This is a genomic window from Streptomyces sp. NPDC006544 (assembly GCF_040611715.1).
In the GTDB taxonomy this organism is placed as follows: Bacteria; Actinomycetota; Actinomycetes; order Streptomycetales; family Streptomycetaceae; genus Streptomyces.
Map to the genome: position 1 here is coordinate 20,107 of NZ_JBEXOV010000079.1, position 14,334 is coordinate 34,440.

General features: G+C 70.5%; 10 protein-coding genes and 1 pseudogene. 10 read left to right on the top strand and 1 reads right to left on the bottom strand.

Annotation, left to right across the window (positions count from 1 at the left end; genetic code table 11):
• The first annotated feature begins 15 nt into the window (after window positions 1-15).
• From ABZY44_RS28645 to ABZY44_RS28655, 3 genes are read left to right on the top strand one after another with little or no spacing between them, the layout of a single operon-like run.
• Window positions 16-1,623: a class I SAM-dependent DNA methyltransferase gene (locus ABZY44_RS28645; RefSeq protein ID WP_356658753.1), complete on the top strand. Its 1,608-nt coding sequence runs from the start codon at window positions 16-18 to the stop codon at window positions 1,621-1,623.
• Entirely contained in the window at window positions 1,623-2,873 is a 1,251-nt protein-coding gene (locus ABZY44_RS28650) for a restriction endonuclease subunit S (protein ID WP_356658755.1), read from the top strand. The genes ABZY44_RS28645 and ABZY44_RS28650 overlap by 1 nt, the downstream gene beginning before the upstream one ends.
• The gene (locus ABZY44_RS28655) at window positions 2,870-6,103 is read left to right on the top strand and encodes a type I restriction endonuclease subunit R (protein ID WP_356658757.1); all 3,234 of its coding nucleotides are present in this window, start codon (window positions 2,870-2,872) and stop codon (window positions 6,101-6,103) included. Before ABZY44_RS28650 ends, ABZY44_RS28655 begins: the two co-directional genes overlap by 4 nt.
• 12 nt (window positions 6,104-6,115) lie before the next feature.
• Here ABZY44_RS28655 and ABZY44_RS28660 read toward each other — a convergent pair whose 3' ends face one another.
• A complete protein-coding gene (locus tag ABZY44_RS28660; RefSeq protein WP_356658773.1) occupies window positions 6,116-6,487 on the bottom strand; it encodes a Scr1 family TA system antitoxin-like transcriptional regulator in 372 nt (123 codons plus the stop codon).
• A 359-nt stretch (window positions 6,488-6,846) separates the two neighbouring features.
• Between ABZY44_RS28660 and ABZY44_RS28665 the strand changes: the two are divergent.
• The 7 genes and pseudogenes from ABZY44_RS28665 to ABZY44_RS28695 all read left to right on the top strand — a co-directional run bounded on the left by ABZY44_RS28665 (window position 6,847) and on the right by ABZY44_RS28695 (window position 13,830).
• Window positions 6,847-7,967: pseudogene (locus ABZY44_RS28665) on the top strand (NAD(P)/FAD-dependent oxidoreductase).
• 27 nt (window positions 7,968-7,994) lie between these two features.
• Window positions 7,995-9,323, top strand: coding sequence for a HEAT repeat domain-containing protein (locus ABZY44_RS28670; RefSeq protein WP_356658759.1), 1,329 nt, complete (start codon window positions 7,995-7,997; stop codon window positions 9,321-9,323).
• 107 nt (window positions 9,324-9,430) lie between these two features.
• The gene (locus ABZY44_RS28675; protein WP_356658761.1) at window positions 9,431-10,792 is read left to right on the top strand and encodes a HEAT repeat domain-containing protein; all 1,362 of its coding nucleotides are present in this window, start codon (window positions 9,431-9,433) and stop codon (window positions 10,790-10,792) included.
• 48 nt (window positions 10,793-10,840) lie between these two features.
• Complete coding sequence (locus ABZY44_RS28680; protein WP_356658763.1) at window positions 10,841-11,212, top strand: hypothetical protein; 372 nt, start codon at window positions 10,841-10,843, stop codon at window positions 11,210-11,212.
• A gap of 105 nt (window positions 11,213-11,317) precedes the next feature.
• Window positions 11,318-12,316, top strand: coding sequence for a porphobilinogen synthase (hemB, locus tag ABZY44_RS28685; protein WP_356658765.1), 999 nt, complete (start codon window positions 11,318-11,320; stop codon window positions 12,314-12,316).
• A 669-nt stretch (window positions 12,317-12,985) separates the two neighbouring features.
• On the top strand, window positions 12,986-13,402 hold the full coding sequence (locus ABZY44_RS28690) for a polyketide cyclase (protein ID WP_356658767.1): 417 nt from the start codon (window positions 12,986-12,988) through the stop codon (window positions 13,400-13,402).
• A complete protein-coding gene (locus ABZY44_RS28695) occupies window positions 13,402-13,830 on the top strand; it encodes a MarR family winged helix-turn-helix transcriptional regulator (protein ID WP_356658769.1) in 429 nt (142 codons plus the stop codon). Before ABZY44_RS28690 ends, ABZY44_RS28695 begins: the two co-directional genes overlap by 1 nt.
• The last annotated feature ends 504 nt before the right edge of the window (window positions 13,831-14,334 follow it).

The window sequence follows — 14,334 nt, forward strand, 5'->3', positions numbered from 1 at the left end:
AGAAGCGAGGCTCCAGTGCCACCACGGAAGAAGTCCGAGCCCGAGGACATGAAGTCGATCCTCTGGAAGTCGGCGGACAAGCTGCGCGGCAGCCTGGATGCCGCGTCCTACAAGCACTTCGTGCTGGGCCTCGTCTTCCTCAAGTACGTCTCGGCCGCAATGAGCGAGAAGCGCGCGCAGCTGGAGGCCGAGCTACGGGAGGAGGGCGGATGGAGCGAGGAGGACATCCTCGTCACGCTGGAGGAACGGCGTGAGTACACAGGTGCCGGAATTTTCTACGTGCCGCCGAGTGCTCGCTGGGAGAGCATCCTCGAGCAGGCCGGAGCGCGAGTTGAAGGGCAGACCCTCGGTGAGGCGATCGACGCGGCCATGCGTGCCGTCGAGGCGCAGAACCCGGCCCTGAAGAAGACCCTGCCCAAGATCTATGCGAGTGGGCAGGTCGACGAGGAACGGCTTTCGGGTCTCGTGCGCCTGCTGGACCGCTTGGTCTTCCAGGAACAGCTGGGCGACGACGGCCGGCGCAAGGGCGCCCGGGACATCATGGGCGAGGTCTACGAGTACTTCCTCGCCGAGTTCGCACTCAAGGAGGGTCGCAAGGGCGGCGAGTACTTCACGCCGGAGAGTGTGGTCCAGCTGCTGGTGGAGGTGCTGGAGCCGCAGCAGGGCGAGCGGGTGTACGACCCTGCATGCGGGTCGGGAGGCATGTTCGTACAGGCGGAGAAGTTCATCGAGACGCACGGCGGTAATCCGCTCAACGTCTCCGTCTACGGCCAGGAGCTCAACCAGACGACCTGGCAGCTCGCCCACATGAACCTCGCCATTCACGGCATCGAGGCCAATCTGGGCGACGAGCCGGCCGACACCTTCCGTAACGACCAGCACGCGGGGCTGAAGGCGGACGTGGTGATGGCGAACCCGCCGTTCAACATCTCCGACTGGGGCGGCGAACTGCTCGGCATGGACCGGCGGTGGGCGTACGGCACGCCGCCCGTGGGTAACGCCAACTACGCCTGGCTCCAGCACATGATCAGCAAACTGGCGCCGAGCGGGCGCGCGGGCGTCGTCCTCGCGAACGGCTCCATGAGCAGCAAGCAGTCCGGTGAGGGTGACATCAGGCGCGGCATGGTCGACGACGACCTGGTGATGTGCATGATCGCCCTGCCGGGACAGCTGTTCCGGTCCACTCAGATCCCGGCGTGCCTGTGGTTCCTCGCGGAGGGGAAGGGCCGGCATTCGGACTGGGTGCGGGGGCGCAAGGGTGAGGTGTTGTTCATCGACGCGCGTGAATTCGGCGTCATGAAGAACCGCACCCTGCGGGAGCTCACGCCGGAGGAGATCGTCGGGCGCATCGGCGACACGGTACGGGCCTGGCGGGGTGTGGCGACCGCGGGCGCGTACGAGGACGTGCCGGGCTTCTGCGCGAGCGTGTCGCTGGACGTGATCGCGGAGCACGACTACGTGCTGACGCCGGGACGTTACGTCGGCACGGCGGAGCAGGAGGTGGACCCTGACGCGGAGCCTGTGGAGGCGAAGATCGCGCGGTTGACGGCGCTACTGCGGGAGCAATTCGGGGAGTCGGAGCGGCTGGCGAAGGTCGTGGACGAGCAGTTGGGGAGGGTGTGATGGGAGCTCCCGCCATGGTTCCGCTAAAGGATCTTTCTATCGCTGGGGGTTTGGTCGGAGGACCGTTTGGCTCGAACCTTGTTAAGCGCGACTATGTCGTGGACGGTATCCCCGTCATCCGCGGGCAGAATCTATCGGGCGGCGGGTACTTTTCGTCGCGAGACTTCGTGTTCGTCAGTGAGGAGAAGGTCGAGAGGGACCTGCGACGAAACCTGGCCCTACCCGGCGATGTCGTATTTACCCAGCGCGGGACCCTGGGGCAGGTCGGTATCGTTCCAGAAGGTCGATTCGACCGTTACGTCGTTTCGCAGAGCCAGATGCGGATGCGCGTCGACCGGAGTCAAGCCGATGCTCGCTTCATCTATTACTGGTTCCGTTCTCCGGCCATGCAGGAATTGATCCGCTCGCGAGCAATCGCTACGGGTGTTCCGCATATCAACCTCGGAATTCTGAGCGGGCTGCCGATTCCGAGACACCCGATTGGGGCGCAGCGAGCCATCGCGGAAGTGCTCGGCGCGCTGGACGACAAGATCGCGCTCAACGAGCGGATCGGCGCAGCGGCCCTTGAGCTTGGAGATGCCTACTACCAGGTCATGGGACAAGGGGAGGGGGTTAAGCAGACAATGCTGGGCCAGCTAGTTGCCGAAGGCGTTCTCGAGCTCGGTGACGGCTACCGCACCAAGAAGGCGGAGTATGGAAAGCCCGGCTTGCCGATCCTGCGAGTGGCCGAGGTGGGTGACGGGGAGATTCGTCCGTCCTTTGGTGACCACGTACGAGAGGAATTTCGGCGTGCGATGGGGCAGAAGACCTCTCGCGCCGGTGATGTGATTCTGACGACCAAGGGAACGGTCGGTCGAGTAGCCCTGATGTCGCCAGATGACCCCGAGTTCGTCTACAGCCCTCAAGTCTGCTACTTCCGCACTAATGATGATGTTCAGGCATCGGCCACTTACTTGTTTCATTGGATGCGGGGATCAGAGTTTTGGAGCCAGGCCGCTGGGATGAAGGGCCAGACCGACATGGCGGACTATCTCAGCCTCAGTGATATCAGATCCCTGAAGATCTCGCTTCCTGCACGGTCGGCGCTGATTGAGTTCGACCGCCGGTGTGCACCGCTGCATGCTCGAGCCGAGGCAGCCCGGCTCGAGAACCGCACCCTCACCGAGCTTCGCGACACCCTCCTCCCTGAGCTCGTCACCGGAAAGCTCCGCGTCAAGGACGCGGCCCGTGCCGTCGAGGAGGTCGTATGACCAGATCCCACCCCGCTGGCGACCGTCCCACCGACCGGCTCACCGAGAAGGAGCTCGAACTGCACGCCCTCGAGCTCCTCGCCGAGTACGGGTGGATGCATGTGCCCGGGGCCGAGCTGGGGCCCTCCTACGACGTGCGCGCGGGCTGGGGCGACCTCGTCCTGTACCCCAGCCTGCGCAAGGGCATCCGGCTCAGGTACCCGCGCCTGCCCGAAAGCGCCGTCGACGACGCCGTGACGGCCCTGCTTACCCAGGTCACGCAGAACGACCTGCGCGAGAACCACCGGTTCTACGAGAGCCTGACCGGCGGCGTCTCCGTCGCTCACGACGACCCCGCGACCGGCGAGACGCACCACACCGTGGTCCGGCCCGTCGACTTCGGCGATCCGCACGCCAACGAGCTGATTGCCGCCAGTCAGGTACGGGTCAAGAGCGTCAAGGACCGGACGTTCATATTCGACATCGTCCTGTACGTGAACGGACTCCCGCTCGCGGTCATCGAGTTGAAGAAGGCCGACGGTCAGGATGACGCCCGTTCCGCCTTCGACCAGATCCAGGGCTACCGCCGTGAGCTCAAGCAGACCGGCACCTTCGGCACGTTTCTCGTCGCCCTGGTCTCGGACGGCATAACGGCTCGCGTCGGCACGCCCTTCACGCCCTGGCAGCACATGTCCCCGTGGCATGCCGACGAGCACGACGTCATGCTGCGCAAGCACGAGCGTGAAGACGGCCGCGCCCTTGAGCGCATGATCTACGGCGCGTTCGAGCCCAGCCGGCTGCTCGACCTCGTTGCGAACTTCCTCTCGTACTCCGCCGAGGGAGCGGGAGACGTCAACACGGTCAAGCTGGCCAAGGCCCACCAGTACATCGCCGTGAACGCCGCCGTGCGCGCCACCGAAGCCGCGATCGCCACCGACGGCAGGGCGGGCGTCGTCTGGCACACCCAGGGAGCCGGCAAGAGCGAGGAGATGCTCTTCTACGTCGGAAAGGCGGCATCCACCCCTGAACTGGCCGGCCCCACCTTCGTCGTGCTCACCGACCGGATCGACCTGGACAGCCAGCTCTTCGACACCTTCGCCGCCAGCCGCACGCTCCGGAAAAAGACCAGCGGAGAGCCGGTGAAGGTCTCAGGCTCGGATCACCTGCGCGAGCTGCTCAACACTCCAGAGCACAACGGCGGAGTCGTGTTCGCCACGGTCCAGAAGTTCCGCCTCACCGAGGCCGAGCGCGTCGCCGGCGCCCGGCATCCGCAGATTTCGCCGCGCCGGGACGTCATCGTCATCGTCGACGAGGCGCACCGCAGCCACTACGACTTCATCGACGGCTACGCCCGCAACCTGCGCGACGCGCTCCCGAACGCCACCTTCATCGCTTTCACCGGCACCCCCATCAACAACGGCACCGGCAGCACGCGGGGCGTCTTCGGCGAGGACATCCACACCTACGACCTGACGCAGGCCGTGGACGACGGCGCGACCGTGCCCGTCTTCTACGAGCCCCACCTTGTCCAGGTCGATCTCATCAAGGACGCCGACCTGGATGAGCTCGACGCCCGCGCCGAGGGACTCGTCGAAGGGCTGTCCGAGGAGGAGAAGCGGGAGGCCCGCCGTCAGTACGGGCGGTACGAGGACCTGATCGGCGCACCCGCACGTATCAGGGAATTGGCTGGCGGGCTGCTGGAGCATTGGGACGCCCGCAGCACCGAGATGCGGAAGCTGACCGGCCACCCGGGCAAGGGCATGGTGGTGTGCGCCTCCCGCGCGATTGCCGCGCGCTTGTTTGAGGAGGTGATCCGCCGTCGCCCCGAGTGGGCGGGCGAGCGGCATCCCAAGACCGGTCTGTTGACGGACGCCACCGGGCGCGTCCGGGTCGTGTTCACCGGCAACGCAGCCCGGGACACCGAGCAGGTCGCGGACTATGTCCGGACCCCGACCCAGTTGAAGAAGATCCAGGACCGGGTCGTGGACGCGGATGACGAGCTGGAGCTCGTCATTGTCCAGTCGCTCTGGCTGACCGGCTTCGACGCGCCGCCGCTGCACACCCTCTACTTGGACAAGCGGATGCGGGGCGCCGCACTGATGCAGGCCATCGCCCGGGTGAACCGTACCTGGCCCGGCAAACCGTCCGGCCTGGTCGTCGACTTCCAAGGAGTGATACGCGAGATCAAGGAGGCGCTCGCCGAATACTCCCTCCAGGACCAGTCGGACCCGATGCTGGGTGCTGACCTGGCGGGGGCCGTCAAGCTCGTACGGGAGAGCTGCCAGTACATCGTGGAACTGCTGCACGGCTGTGCCTGGCGAGAAATCCTTGCTGCGGGTGGGCCCCGGGCGTATCGCGAGGCGCTCACGGAGGTACTGGAGTTCCTGATCGTCCCGGAACCAGGACTCGGCCCGGACCAGGCGAGCCGCAAGGAACTGTTCATGCATCACGCGAACACACTCCGGCAGGGGTTTTCACTCTGCCCGACCGACAGCCGGGTACAGGACCTGCTGCCGGACATCCGGTTCTTCGAGACGGTCCGCACCTCGCGGGAGAAGTACACGACTGAGGAACGCGCCGAGGGGGGCCTCGCCACCACAGCCGACGTGCAGTTGCTGATCGCCCAGCTCAGTGCCTCGGTTGTGGCCGCCGACGGTGTCGTGGACATCTACGACGCGGCTGGACTCGCCAAACCGGACCTGTCCCACCTTGACGAGTCCGTATTGCGCGACCTCCAGGCTTCCCGGCACCCGAACCTCGCCATCGAGGCGCTGCGGCGGGCCCTGGTGAAGGAGATCAAGGCCGCCCACCCCCGCAACCTCACCCGCCAGGAGACCTTCACCAACCGCGTGAAGGCCGCCATGAACCGTTACACCAACGGGCTCCTGACGGCGGCGGAGTTCATGAAGTTCCTGGTGGAGCTGGCACAGGAGGTGTCGGCCGACCGCGATCGGGCGAAGGGCCTGGGACTGACGGAGGACGAGCTCGCGTTCTACGACGCGCTGGCCGCTGACTCGTCGGCCGTCGAGCAGATGGAGGACACCTTCCTCGCGAAGATCGCACACGAGCTGTACGAGCAGATCAGCAAGGACGTCACGGTCGACTGGAAAGTCAAGGAACAGGCCAGGGACCGGATCATGGCGCGCGTGCTCCGGTTGCTGCGCAAGTACGGTTACCCGCCCGACAAGCAGCCTGCGGCGATCGAGCGGGTACTCAAGCAGGCAGAGGACATGGCGGAGTCGCTGGCGTGACCCCGCCGGGGCTCAGCGCCCATCGGCGACGAACGACTCCCAGGCGCCCGGTGCGAGGGTGAGCACCGTGCCGGCGGGGTTCTTGAAATCCGACGTGGACGGAGGCGGGGTGGGCGGCGACCACCTGGAGGGCGACTCCAGGCAGTCGGCACAGGTCCGCAGGTGTCGCACCTGCTCTGCGTAAATTTGGTCACCGCCGATGCGGTCCATGAGGCTGGCTTCCACGTCATGAAGCTGATGGTCGGAGGCTGGGTTCGCGCCAAGATCTGCTGGCGTGCCATGCGCGCGGCCGCCTGCGGTTCGATCGCATCCGCGTTGGACGCGGGCCTCGGCAGCGGACGCCCCCGCGTAGCGCTCGGTCTGGCGCATCCCCGGCACGATCAGCGTGTCGTATCAGGACGGGGCGACGGCCTCCACCTCTCGCTCCATGGACCCCTCGGCCCCAGGCGACCGAGCGAGCGGCGGCCGGGTGCGCGGCGGTTTAGGCGGGGTCCGCCCGCCACATGACAGGGGGAAGGGCCCGGGTGCGGATGGACGACCCCTTGGGTTCCGGCCGCGCCCGGGCCCTTTCGCTTCCCGGGGCCCTTTTCCACCGTGTCGGTCGGTCGTCGGCGGCGGACCGGGCCTGTCGGTGACCCGTCGGCGGGCTGTCGACGGCCGCCGGGACATTGGAGTCGTTGGGGGCGGCCGGCAACGGCACGGTCCACCAGCAGCGCAACGTCCCGACTGGAGAAGGAAGCCCCATGACCACTGACGTCACGATCATCGGCCCCGGGCTCGGCGGACTCACGCTCGCCCGCGTCCTGCACGTCCACGGAATAGCGGCCACGGTCTACGAGGCGGAGTCCTCCCCGACGGCCCGCGCGCAGGGCGGGCTGCTCGACATCCACGACTACAACGGCCAGCTCGCCCTCGAGGCGGCCGGCCTGATGGACGAGTTCCACGCCATCGTCCTCGAGGGCCGCGAGGCGATGCGGGTCTTCGACCGGGACGGGACCGTCCTGTGGGACAAGGCGGACGACGGCACGGGCGGACGCCCCGAGGTGCAGCGCGGCGAACTGCGGCAGATCCTGCTCGACTCGCTTCCGGCCGGCACCGTCCGGTGGGGGCACAAGGTCAGCGGTACGCGTTCCCTCGGCGGGGGCCGCCACGAGGTGACGTTCGCGGGCGGCGGCTCCGTCGTCACGAGCCTGCTGGTCGGTGCGGACGGCACGTGGTCACGGGTCCGGCCGCTGCTCTCCAACGCCACGCCCGAGTACGCGGGCACGTCGATCGTCGAGACCTACCTGTTCGACTCCGACACCCGGCACCCGGCCGCCGCGGAAGCGGTCGGCAGCGGGATGCTGATGGCGCCCTCGCCGGGCAGGGACCTCTTCGCCCACCGGGAGACCGGGGACGCCCTGCACGCCTACGTGATGGTGACCGAGCCGCTGGACTGGTTCGACGCCATCGATTTCACGGACCCCGCCGCGGCCACCGCGCGGCTCGCCGAGGAGTTCGACGGCTGGCACCGGAACTCACCGCGCTGATCACCGACAGCGACACCGCCCCGGTCCTGCGCCCCCAGTACACCCTGCCGACCGGGCACCGGTGGGACCGGGTGCCGGGGGTGACCCTGCTCGGCGACGCCGCCCACCTCGCGCCCCCGAACGGCGAAGGCGCCAACCTGGCCATGCTCGACGGCGCCGAACTCGCGCAGGCCCTCGCCGCGCACCCCGACGACACCGAGGCCGCGCTCACCGCGTACGAGCGGGCCATGTTCCCGCGCGCGGCCGAGGTCCAGGGCTTCGACGGCTTCGACCTCGAAGGCGCCACGGTCCACGAGATGATCGCCGCGTTCACCGCGCAGGAGCAGGCCCGATAGGCCTGGATCCTGTGGCATGTTCGGGGCATGACGGCACTGGGGGAAGCGGTTCGGTCGGGGGACGTGGAAGCGGTGCGGGAGCTGTTGCGGCGGGGCGCGGACGCCGACGCCGTGGATGCGGACGGGCTGTCGCCGCTGTGCGCGGCGGTCGCGGCGTACGCGTACGAGGTTGCCGCCGTGCTGGTGGAGGCCGGCGCGGACCCCGACCGGGTGCTGCCGGACGGTACGACCCCGCTGCTGCGGGCCGTCGAGGGAGGCTCCCCGGCGACGGTGACGGCACTGCTCGGTGACGACGCCCGCCAGCGGCTGCCGGAGGCGGAGCGGGCACGACTGCTGGAGGCGGCCCGCCAGTGGTACGAGGAGGGCGCGGAGCAGCGGCTGCGGCGGCTGACGGGGGCGGCGGGCCCGGCCGGCGCCGGGTGGGAGCAGGACGCGGAGTACGAGGGAGTCCCGGCGCTCACCCTCGGCGGGCGGAGCGTACGGGCCGGGCACGGCGCGGTCCTGACCCTGCTGGAATGGGAGTTCCGCGTCCTGGCGCCGGTGGAGGAGCTGGTGGCCCGCGGGGTCCGCTCCCCGCGGCGGGACCACGTGGACCGCAATGCCTCGCTCTGGGTCCTGTCGAGCCGCCGCAGCGCGCAGACCTGGGCCGAGGCGGCGGCCTTCCGCCACGACCCGGATCCCCGGCGGCGGGCCTTCGCGGTCGACGTGGTCCGGAACCGGCTGTGGTCGTGGGGCGATACCGCGCACGCGCGTTGGTACGAGAAGGAGTGTCAACGGATCCTCGTCGAGTGGGAGGCCGGGGAAACCGACGCGGACGTACTGGGCCGCGTCCTGGACGCCCTCGTCGAGACGGACGTTCCCGCCCGGGAGGGCATCGGGCTCCGGCGCGCCGGGCATCCGGCCCCGGCGGTGCGGCGCGCGGTACCGGGCCTCTTCGGCCGGCCGCTGTCCCCGGACGCGCGGCGGGCGCTGCGGGAGCTGTGCCGCGACGCCGACGGCGCGGTGCGGGCTTCGGCCGCAGGGGCGCTGGCCGGTGAGGAACCGGGGGAGGAGGAGCTGTCGCTCCTGCCGGACCTGCTGCGGGACACGGACCCGGAGGTCGTGCGTCGGACCGCGTACGCCCTCGGGTCGGTCGGGCACGGCGCGGCGCAGCTCGCGGAGCTGCTGGTGGGGTGCCTGGACGCCGACGATCCGGACATCCGCCTGAGCGCGGCCTACGGCCTGGCGGAACGGGACGACCCGCGCGCCCCGCAGGCCTACGCGAAGGTCGGCCCGCTGGGCCCCGCGTACGAGCACGACCACCGCAGGCGCGGCCTGTGGCGGTGGGAGTCCCGGCGGGGTCCCGGCCGTTCGTAGCGCGCACCCCCGGGGGTCCCGCCGAACGCGGCCGCGCCCCGGCCGCGTCGGGCCCGCGGTGTCGGGCCCGCGGTGGAGCGCGCCCGGGCCTGTGGCATGTTCGGGGCATGACGGCACTGGGGGAAGCGGTTCGGTCGGGGGACGTGGAAGCGGTGCGGGAGCTGTTGCGGCGGGGCGCGGACGCCGACGCGGTGGATGCGGACGGGCTGTCGCCGCTGTGCGCGGCGGTCGCGGCGTACGCGTACGAGGCGGCCGCCGTGCTGGTGGAGGCCGGCGCGGACCCCGACCGGGTGCTGCCGGACGGTACGACGCCGCTGCTGCGGGCCGTCGAGGGAGGCTCCCCGGCGACGGTCGGCGCGCTGCTCTGGTCCAGGGACCTCCCGGACCCGGGCCGACGGCTGCCGGAGGCGGAGCGGGCACGGCTGCTGGAAGCGGCCCGGCGGTGGTACGGGGCCGGGGCGGAAGCGGAGCTGCGCCGCCGGACGGGGGCGCGGGGCCGGGCGGAGACCTCGACGGTGGAAGAGGAGTGGTGCCGGGTCGAGCAGGTCGTGCTCGGCGGTCTGACGGTGCGGGGCGGGCACGGCGCCGTCCTGACCGGACTGGAAGGCGTGTTCGGCGTCCGGGTCCCGCCCGAGGAGCTGATCGCCCGCGCCGTCCGGCACCCCGACGTCTTCCACGTGGACTGGACCGCCTCCCGCGCCCGGCTCGAGGGGGCGCGGGAGGCGGTGACGGCTCTGAGGGACCACCCGTCCTCCCGCCACCGCCTCTTCGCCGCCGACTGGTTGTTCGGCAGGCAGTCCTTCCTGACGGACGACGGGTACCCGCACCACGAGGAGGACCGGGAACTGCTCGCCGCCTGGGCGGACCGGGAGACGGACCCGGTGGTCCTCGCGGCGGTGCTGGCCGCCCTCGACGAACACGAGGTGGAACACCCGCGCCTGGAAGCACTCTCCCTCCGGTACACAGGTCATGCCGATCCCCGGGTGCGCAGGGCGGCGGTGAGCTCTCTGGGCTGGTACGACCGGCCGTTCACGGAAGCGGAGCGCGCGGCCCTGCGCGTCGCGGCGGGCGACCCCGACGACGAGGTGCGGTTCACCGCGGCACTGGCCCTGGCCGTTCAGGGCGGTGACGACGTGGACGCGTACCGGGCCGTCCTCCGCGACCTGGTCCGCGACCCGCGCAGCCCCGTACGGGACGCCGCGGCGGACAGCATGGCGGAATCCGACGACCGCACGGCCGACGCCACGGAGCTGCTGCTGGCCCTCCTGGACGCGGACACGTGGCTGACGCGGATGATCGGCGCCTACGGCCTGGCCCTGCGGGACCATCCGGACACTCCGGCGGCGTACGCGCGCGTGGAGGAGATCGGCCCGCTCTTCTCGCCCGACCACAGGGCGCTGGCGTTCGAGCGGTGGAGGGAGCGCAACGGCCCCGGCGCCTCCTCGCGCGCACCTACCCAGGCGGTCTGAGTACCCGTACGGGTACCGGGCGCCGGGCGGGCGGAGTTGGGTGGTCCCATGACCACCCACGACCTCGCCCACGTCCCCGTTCCCGACGCCGACCGGGACCGCCGGGCCTTCCTGGCCCCGCTGGCCGCCACGCTGCTGACGCTGCCGCTGGCGTTCCTCTCGCTGCTGTACGCGGGGCTGTCGCCGATGGCCTGCGACTCCTGTGACACGGCGGCCGCCCACGCCTTCGACGCCAGCTTCGAGGTCGCCTGGCCCGTGTTCTGGGCGGGGCTGCTGGCCGCGTCGGCCCTGCTGGTGTGGTGCTGGGCCCTGCCGTGGCGCACGGCCAACGCCGCCCGTCGCGTCGGCATCGCGATCGCCGCGCCCGCGGTGGTCCTCCTGAACGCGGCGGTGTTCTGGGCCCTTCTCGACCTGCCGTAGCGAGCGGGCACAGACCCGGGCGGCGGGTGCGGGCCCGGCCGTGAGCCGTCGGGCACCCCCTAGGCTTGTGGCGACTGCTGTCGAAGCTCGAAGAGGCGACTGAAGATGAGTGCGTACGGATCCTTCCCCGGCTCGCGGCCCCGCCGGCTGCGCACCACCCCGGCGATGCGGCGGATGGTCGCGGAGACCAGGCTGCACCCCTCGGACCTGATCCTTCCGGCGTTCGTCCGGGAGGGCATCAGCGAGCCGATCGCCATCTCGGCGATGCCGGGCGTGGTCCAGCACACGCGGGACACGCTGCGCAAGGCCGCCGCGGAGGCGGTCTCGGCGGGGGTCGCGGGCATCATGCTGTTCGGCGTCCCGGCCGACGAGAACAAGGACGCGCGGGGTACGGCGGGCACCGAGCCGGACGGGATCCTGCAGGTCGCGATCCGGGACGTGAAGGCCGAGGTCGGGGACGATCTCGTCATCATGTCCGACCTCTGCCTGGACGAGTACACCGACCACGGGCACTGCGGGGTCCTGGACGAGCACGGGCGCGTGGACAACGACGCGACGCTGGAACGCTACGCGGAGATGGCGCAGGTCCAGGCCGATGCGGGCGTCCACGTGGTCGGCCCCAGCGGGATGATGGACGGCCAGGTCGGCGTCATCCGTGACGCGCTCGACGAGACGGGCCACGAGGACGTCTCCATCCTGGCGTACACGGCCAAGTACTCGTCCGCTTTCTACGGGCCCTTCCGCGAGGCCGTCGGGTCCTCGCTGCAGGGCGACCGCAAGACCTACCAGCAGGACCCGGCGAACGCCCGGGAGTCGCTGCGGGAGCTGGCGCTGGACCTGGAGGAGGGCGCCGACATGGTCATGGTCAAGCCCGCCGGCCCCTACTTGGACATCCTGTACCGGGTCGCGCAGTCCGTGGACGTGCCGGTGGCGGCGTACCAGATCAGCGGTGAGTTCGCGATGATCGAGGCGGCGGCGGAGAAGGGCTGGATCGAGCGCGACCGGGCCATCCTGGAGACCCTGCTCGGCATCAAGCGGGCGGGCGCGGACACGATCCTGACGTACTGGGCGACCGAGGCCGCGGGGTGGCTGCGGGGAGTTTGAGGTGGGAGCGGGGGTGCCGGGGGCCGGAACTGCGGCGGGGCGGGGCGGGGCGGGGCGGGGGCGTTGACGGGGGCTCGGGGGTGGGGTGGGCCTGGGCTGCGGCCTGTCGGGTGCGTTGACAGTTCCTGGGGGCGTCCCGGGAGTCCAGCGTCCTTCCGGGGCGGGCCGCCCCGTCAAGGGCGCTCCCTTCGGTCGCGTCGCTGCGCGATGGCCTTCGGCCACCCTTGACCGACCGGCCCACCCCGGAACGCCACAAGACTCCCGGGATCCCCCCGGAAAAGGGATGCCCTGGGGGTGTGAGGGGGAGGGACGGCCGGATCAGGGATGCCGGTGCCCGGTCCCGCCGGTCAGCCACCGGTTCCAGCGGTCCGGACCACCCGCCTGCCCGGAGGCGGGCAGGCGGGACCCGCAGAACATCCACACGGGGCCCATCGAGGCCCCGCCCCCCTGCTCCGCCCGCCAACCCGCACGAAACGACGACGGGACGGTCCTCCCCCTGCCCTGAGGCGCGTCAGATCGCTACACCGTTGCTCTCGGCATAGCGACTGCGGGCCGGCAGGGGCTGGACGTAGGCCCACGATGTGGCGCTGTGGGTGGGGACATGGACAGATAGTCTGCGCGCAGATAGTCTGTGCGTAGTTGATATCGGACGGGCAAGGGGAGAGTCAGATGTGGGCTTACGAGCACAGCGTTGAGACCAATGCGGGACCGGCGGCGATCTGGGGGCTGTGGGCCGACGTCGAGAACTGGGGGGCCTGGAACGCTGATATCGAGAGTGTTCGGATCAGTGGGGCGTTCGCGCCGGGCGCCGAGATCGTGATGACGCCGGCGGGGCAGGATCCGGTGCACCTGGTCATTGCCGAGGCCGTGGCCGATGAACTGTTCGTGGACGAGGCGCGGTTCGAGGGGCTGCTGCTGCGGACCGTTCACCGCGTGGACGCGGGCGAGCGCCTGCGTTCGCGGGTGACGTACCGGATGGAGATCACCGGGGACGGTGTGGACGAACTCGGCCCGCACATCGGTCCGGCCGTCACGGGGGACTGGCCCGAGACGATGGACGCTCTGGTGAAGCTGGCGCAGGGCTGATGGCCCTCAGCCCCGGCGACAGCCCCGGTTTCCTGCTGTGGCACGCGACGTTGCGCTGGCAGCGCGACATCGCCGCCGCGCTCGGACCGTTGGACCTCACCCACGTCCAGTTCGTCCTGCTCGCCTGCACCTGGTGGATGAACAAGCACGGTGAGCACCCCAACCAGCTCGCCGTGGCCCGCCAAGCCGGTACGGACGTCAAGATGACGTCGCAGGTCCTGCGCGCGCTGGAAGCCAAGGGCTTGATCGAGCGGGAGGTCGACCCCGCCGATACGCGCGCCAAGCGGTTGCGCGTCACCGCCACCGGAGCCGAAGTGGCTCCCCGAGCGATCGCCGCCGTCGAAGCCGTCGACGGCAGCTTCTTCCAACCGGTCGCCCGCGACGAGGCCGTGACCCTACTCAGCCGCCTGGCCCGTCTAGAACCCTGACGGCAGGCCGTCCCCGCCCCCACCGCAGGGTGGGCGCCTGCCTCGACCGCACGATCGGCCTGCTCGACGTCCCACGACGCCCACCGCCCGCAGCGCCGCGTCGTAGGCCCGTGTCCAGCCAGCCCCTGCCGGCCCGCAGTCGCTGTGCCGAGAGCGACTGTGTAGCGATCTGACGCGCCTCAGGGCAGGGGGAGGACCGTCCCGTCGTCGTTTCGTGCGGGTCGGCGGGCGGAGCACCGGGAGGGGGCCTCGATGGGCCCGGGCCAGGTGTCTTGGGGGTCCCGCCTCCCCGGTCTCCGGGCAGGCGGCCCCTCCCGACGGCGGGAACCTTCGGCTGACCGGCGGGACCGGGCTCGACGCATCCCTGATCCGGGGTAGTGGTCACTGTCCTCGCCAGGGCATCCCTCACCCGGGGGGATCCCGGGAGTCTTGTGGCATTTCGGGGTGGGCCGGTCGGTCAAGGGTGGCCGCAGGCCATCGCGCAGCGACGCGACCGGAGGGAGC

Excerpts from the sequence above, each read along its gene's own strand:
- ABZY44_RS28675 (WP_356658761.1), top strand. The coding sequence starts at position 9,431 with ATGACGGCACTGGGGGAAGCGGTTCGGTCGGGGGACGTGGAAGCGGTG.
- ABZY44_RS28650 (WP_356658755.1), top strand. The coding sequence starts at position 1,623 with ATGGGAGCTCCCGCCATGGTTCCGCTAAAGGATCTTTCTATCGCTGGG.
- ABZY44_RS28680 (WP_356658763.1), top strand. The coding sequence starts at position 10,841 with ATGACCACCCACGACCTCGCCCACGTCCCCGTTCCCGACGCCGACCGG.
- hemB (WP_356658765.1), top strand. The coding sequence starts at position 11,318 with ATGAGTGCGTACGGATCCTTCCCCGGCTCGCGGCCCCGCCGGCTGCGC.
- ABZY44_RS28695 (WP_356658769.1), top strand. The coding sequence starts at position 13,402 with ATGGCCCTCAGCCCCGGCGACAGCCCCGGTTTCCTGCTGTGGCACGCG.
- ABZY44_RS28670 (WP_356658759.1), top strand. The coding sequence starts at position 7,995 with ATGACGGCACTGGGGGAAGCGGTTCGGTCGGGGGACGTGGAAGCGGTG.
- ABZY44_RS28690 (WP_356658767.1), top strand. The coding sequence starts at position 12,986 with ATGTGGGCTTACGAGCACAGCGTTGAGACCAATGCGGGACCGGCGGCG.
- ABZY44_RS28655 (WP_356658757.1), top strand. The coding sequence starts at position 2,870 with ATGACCAGATCCCACCCCGCTGGCGACCGTCCCACCGACCGGCTCACC.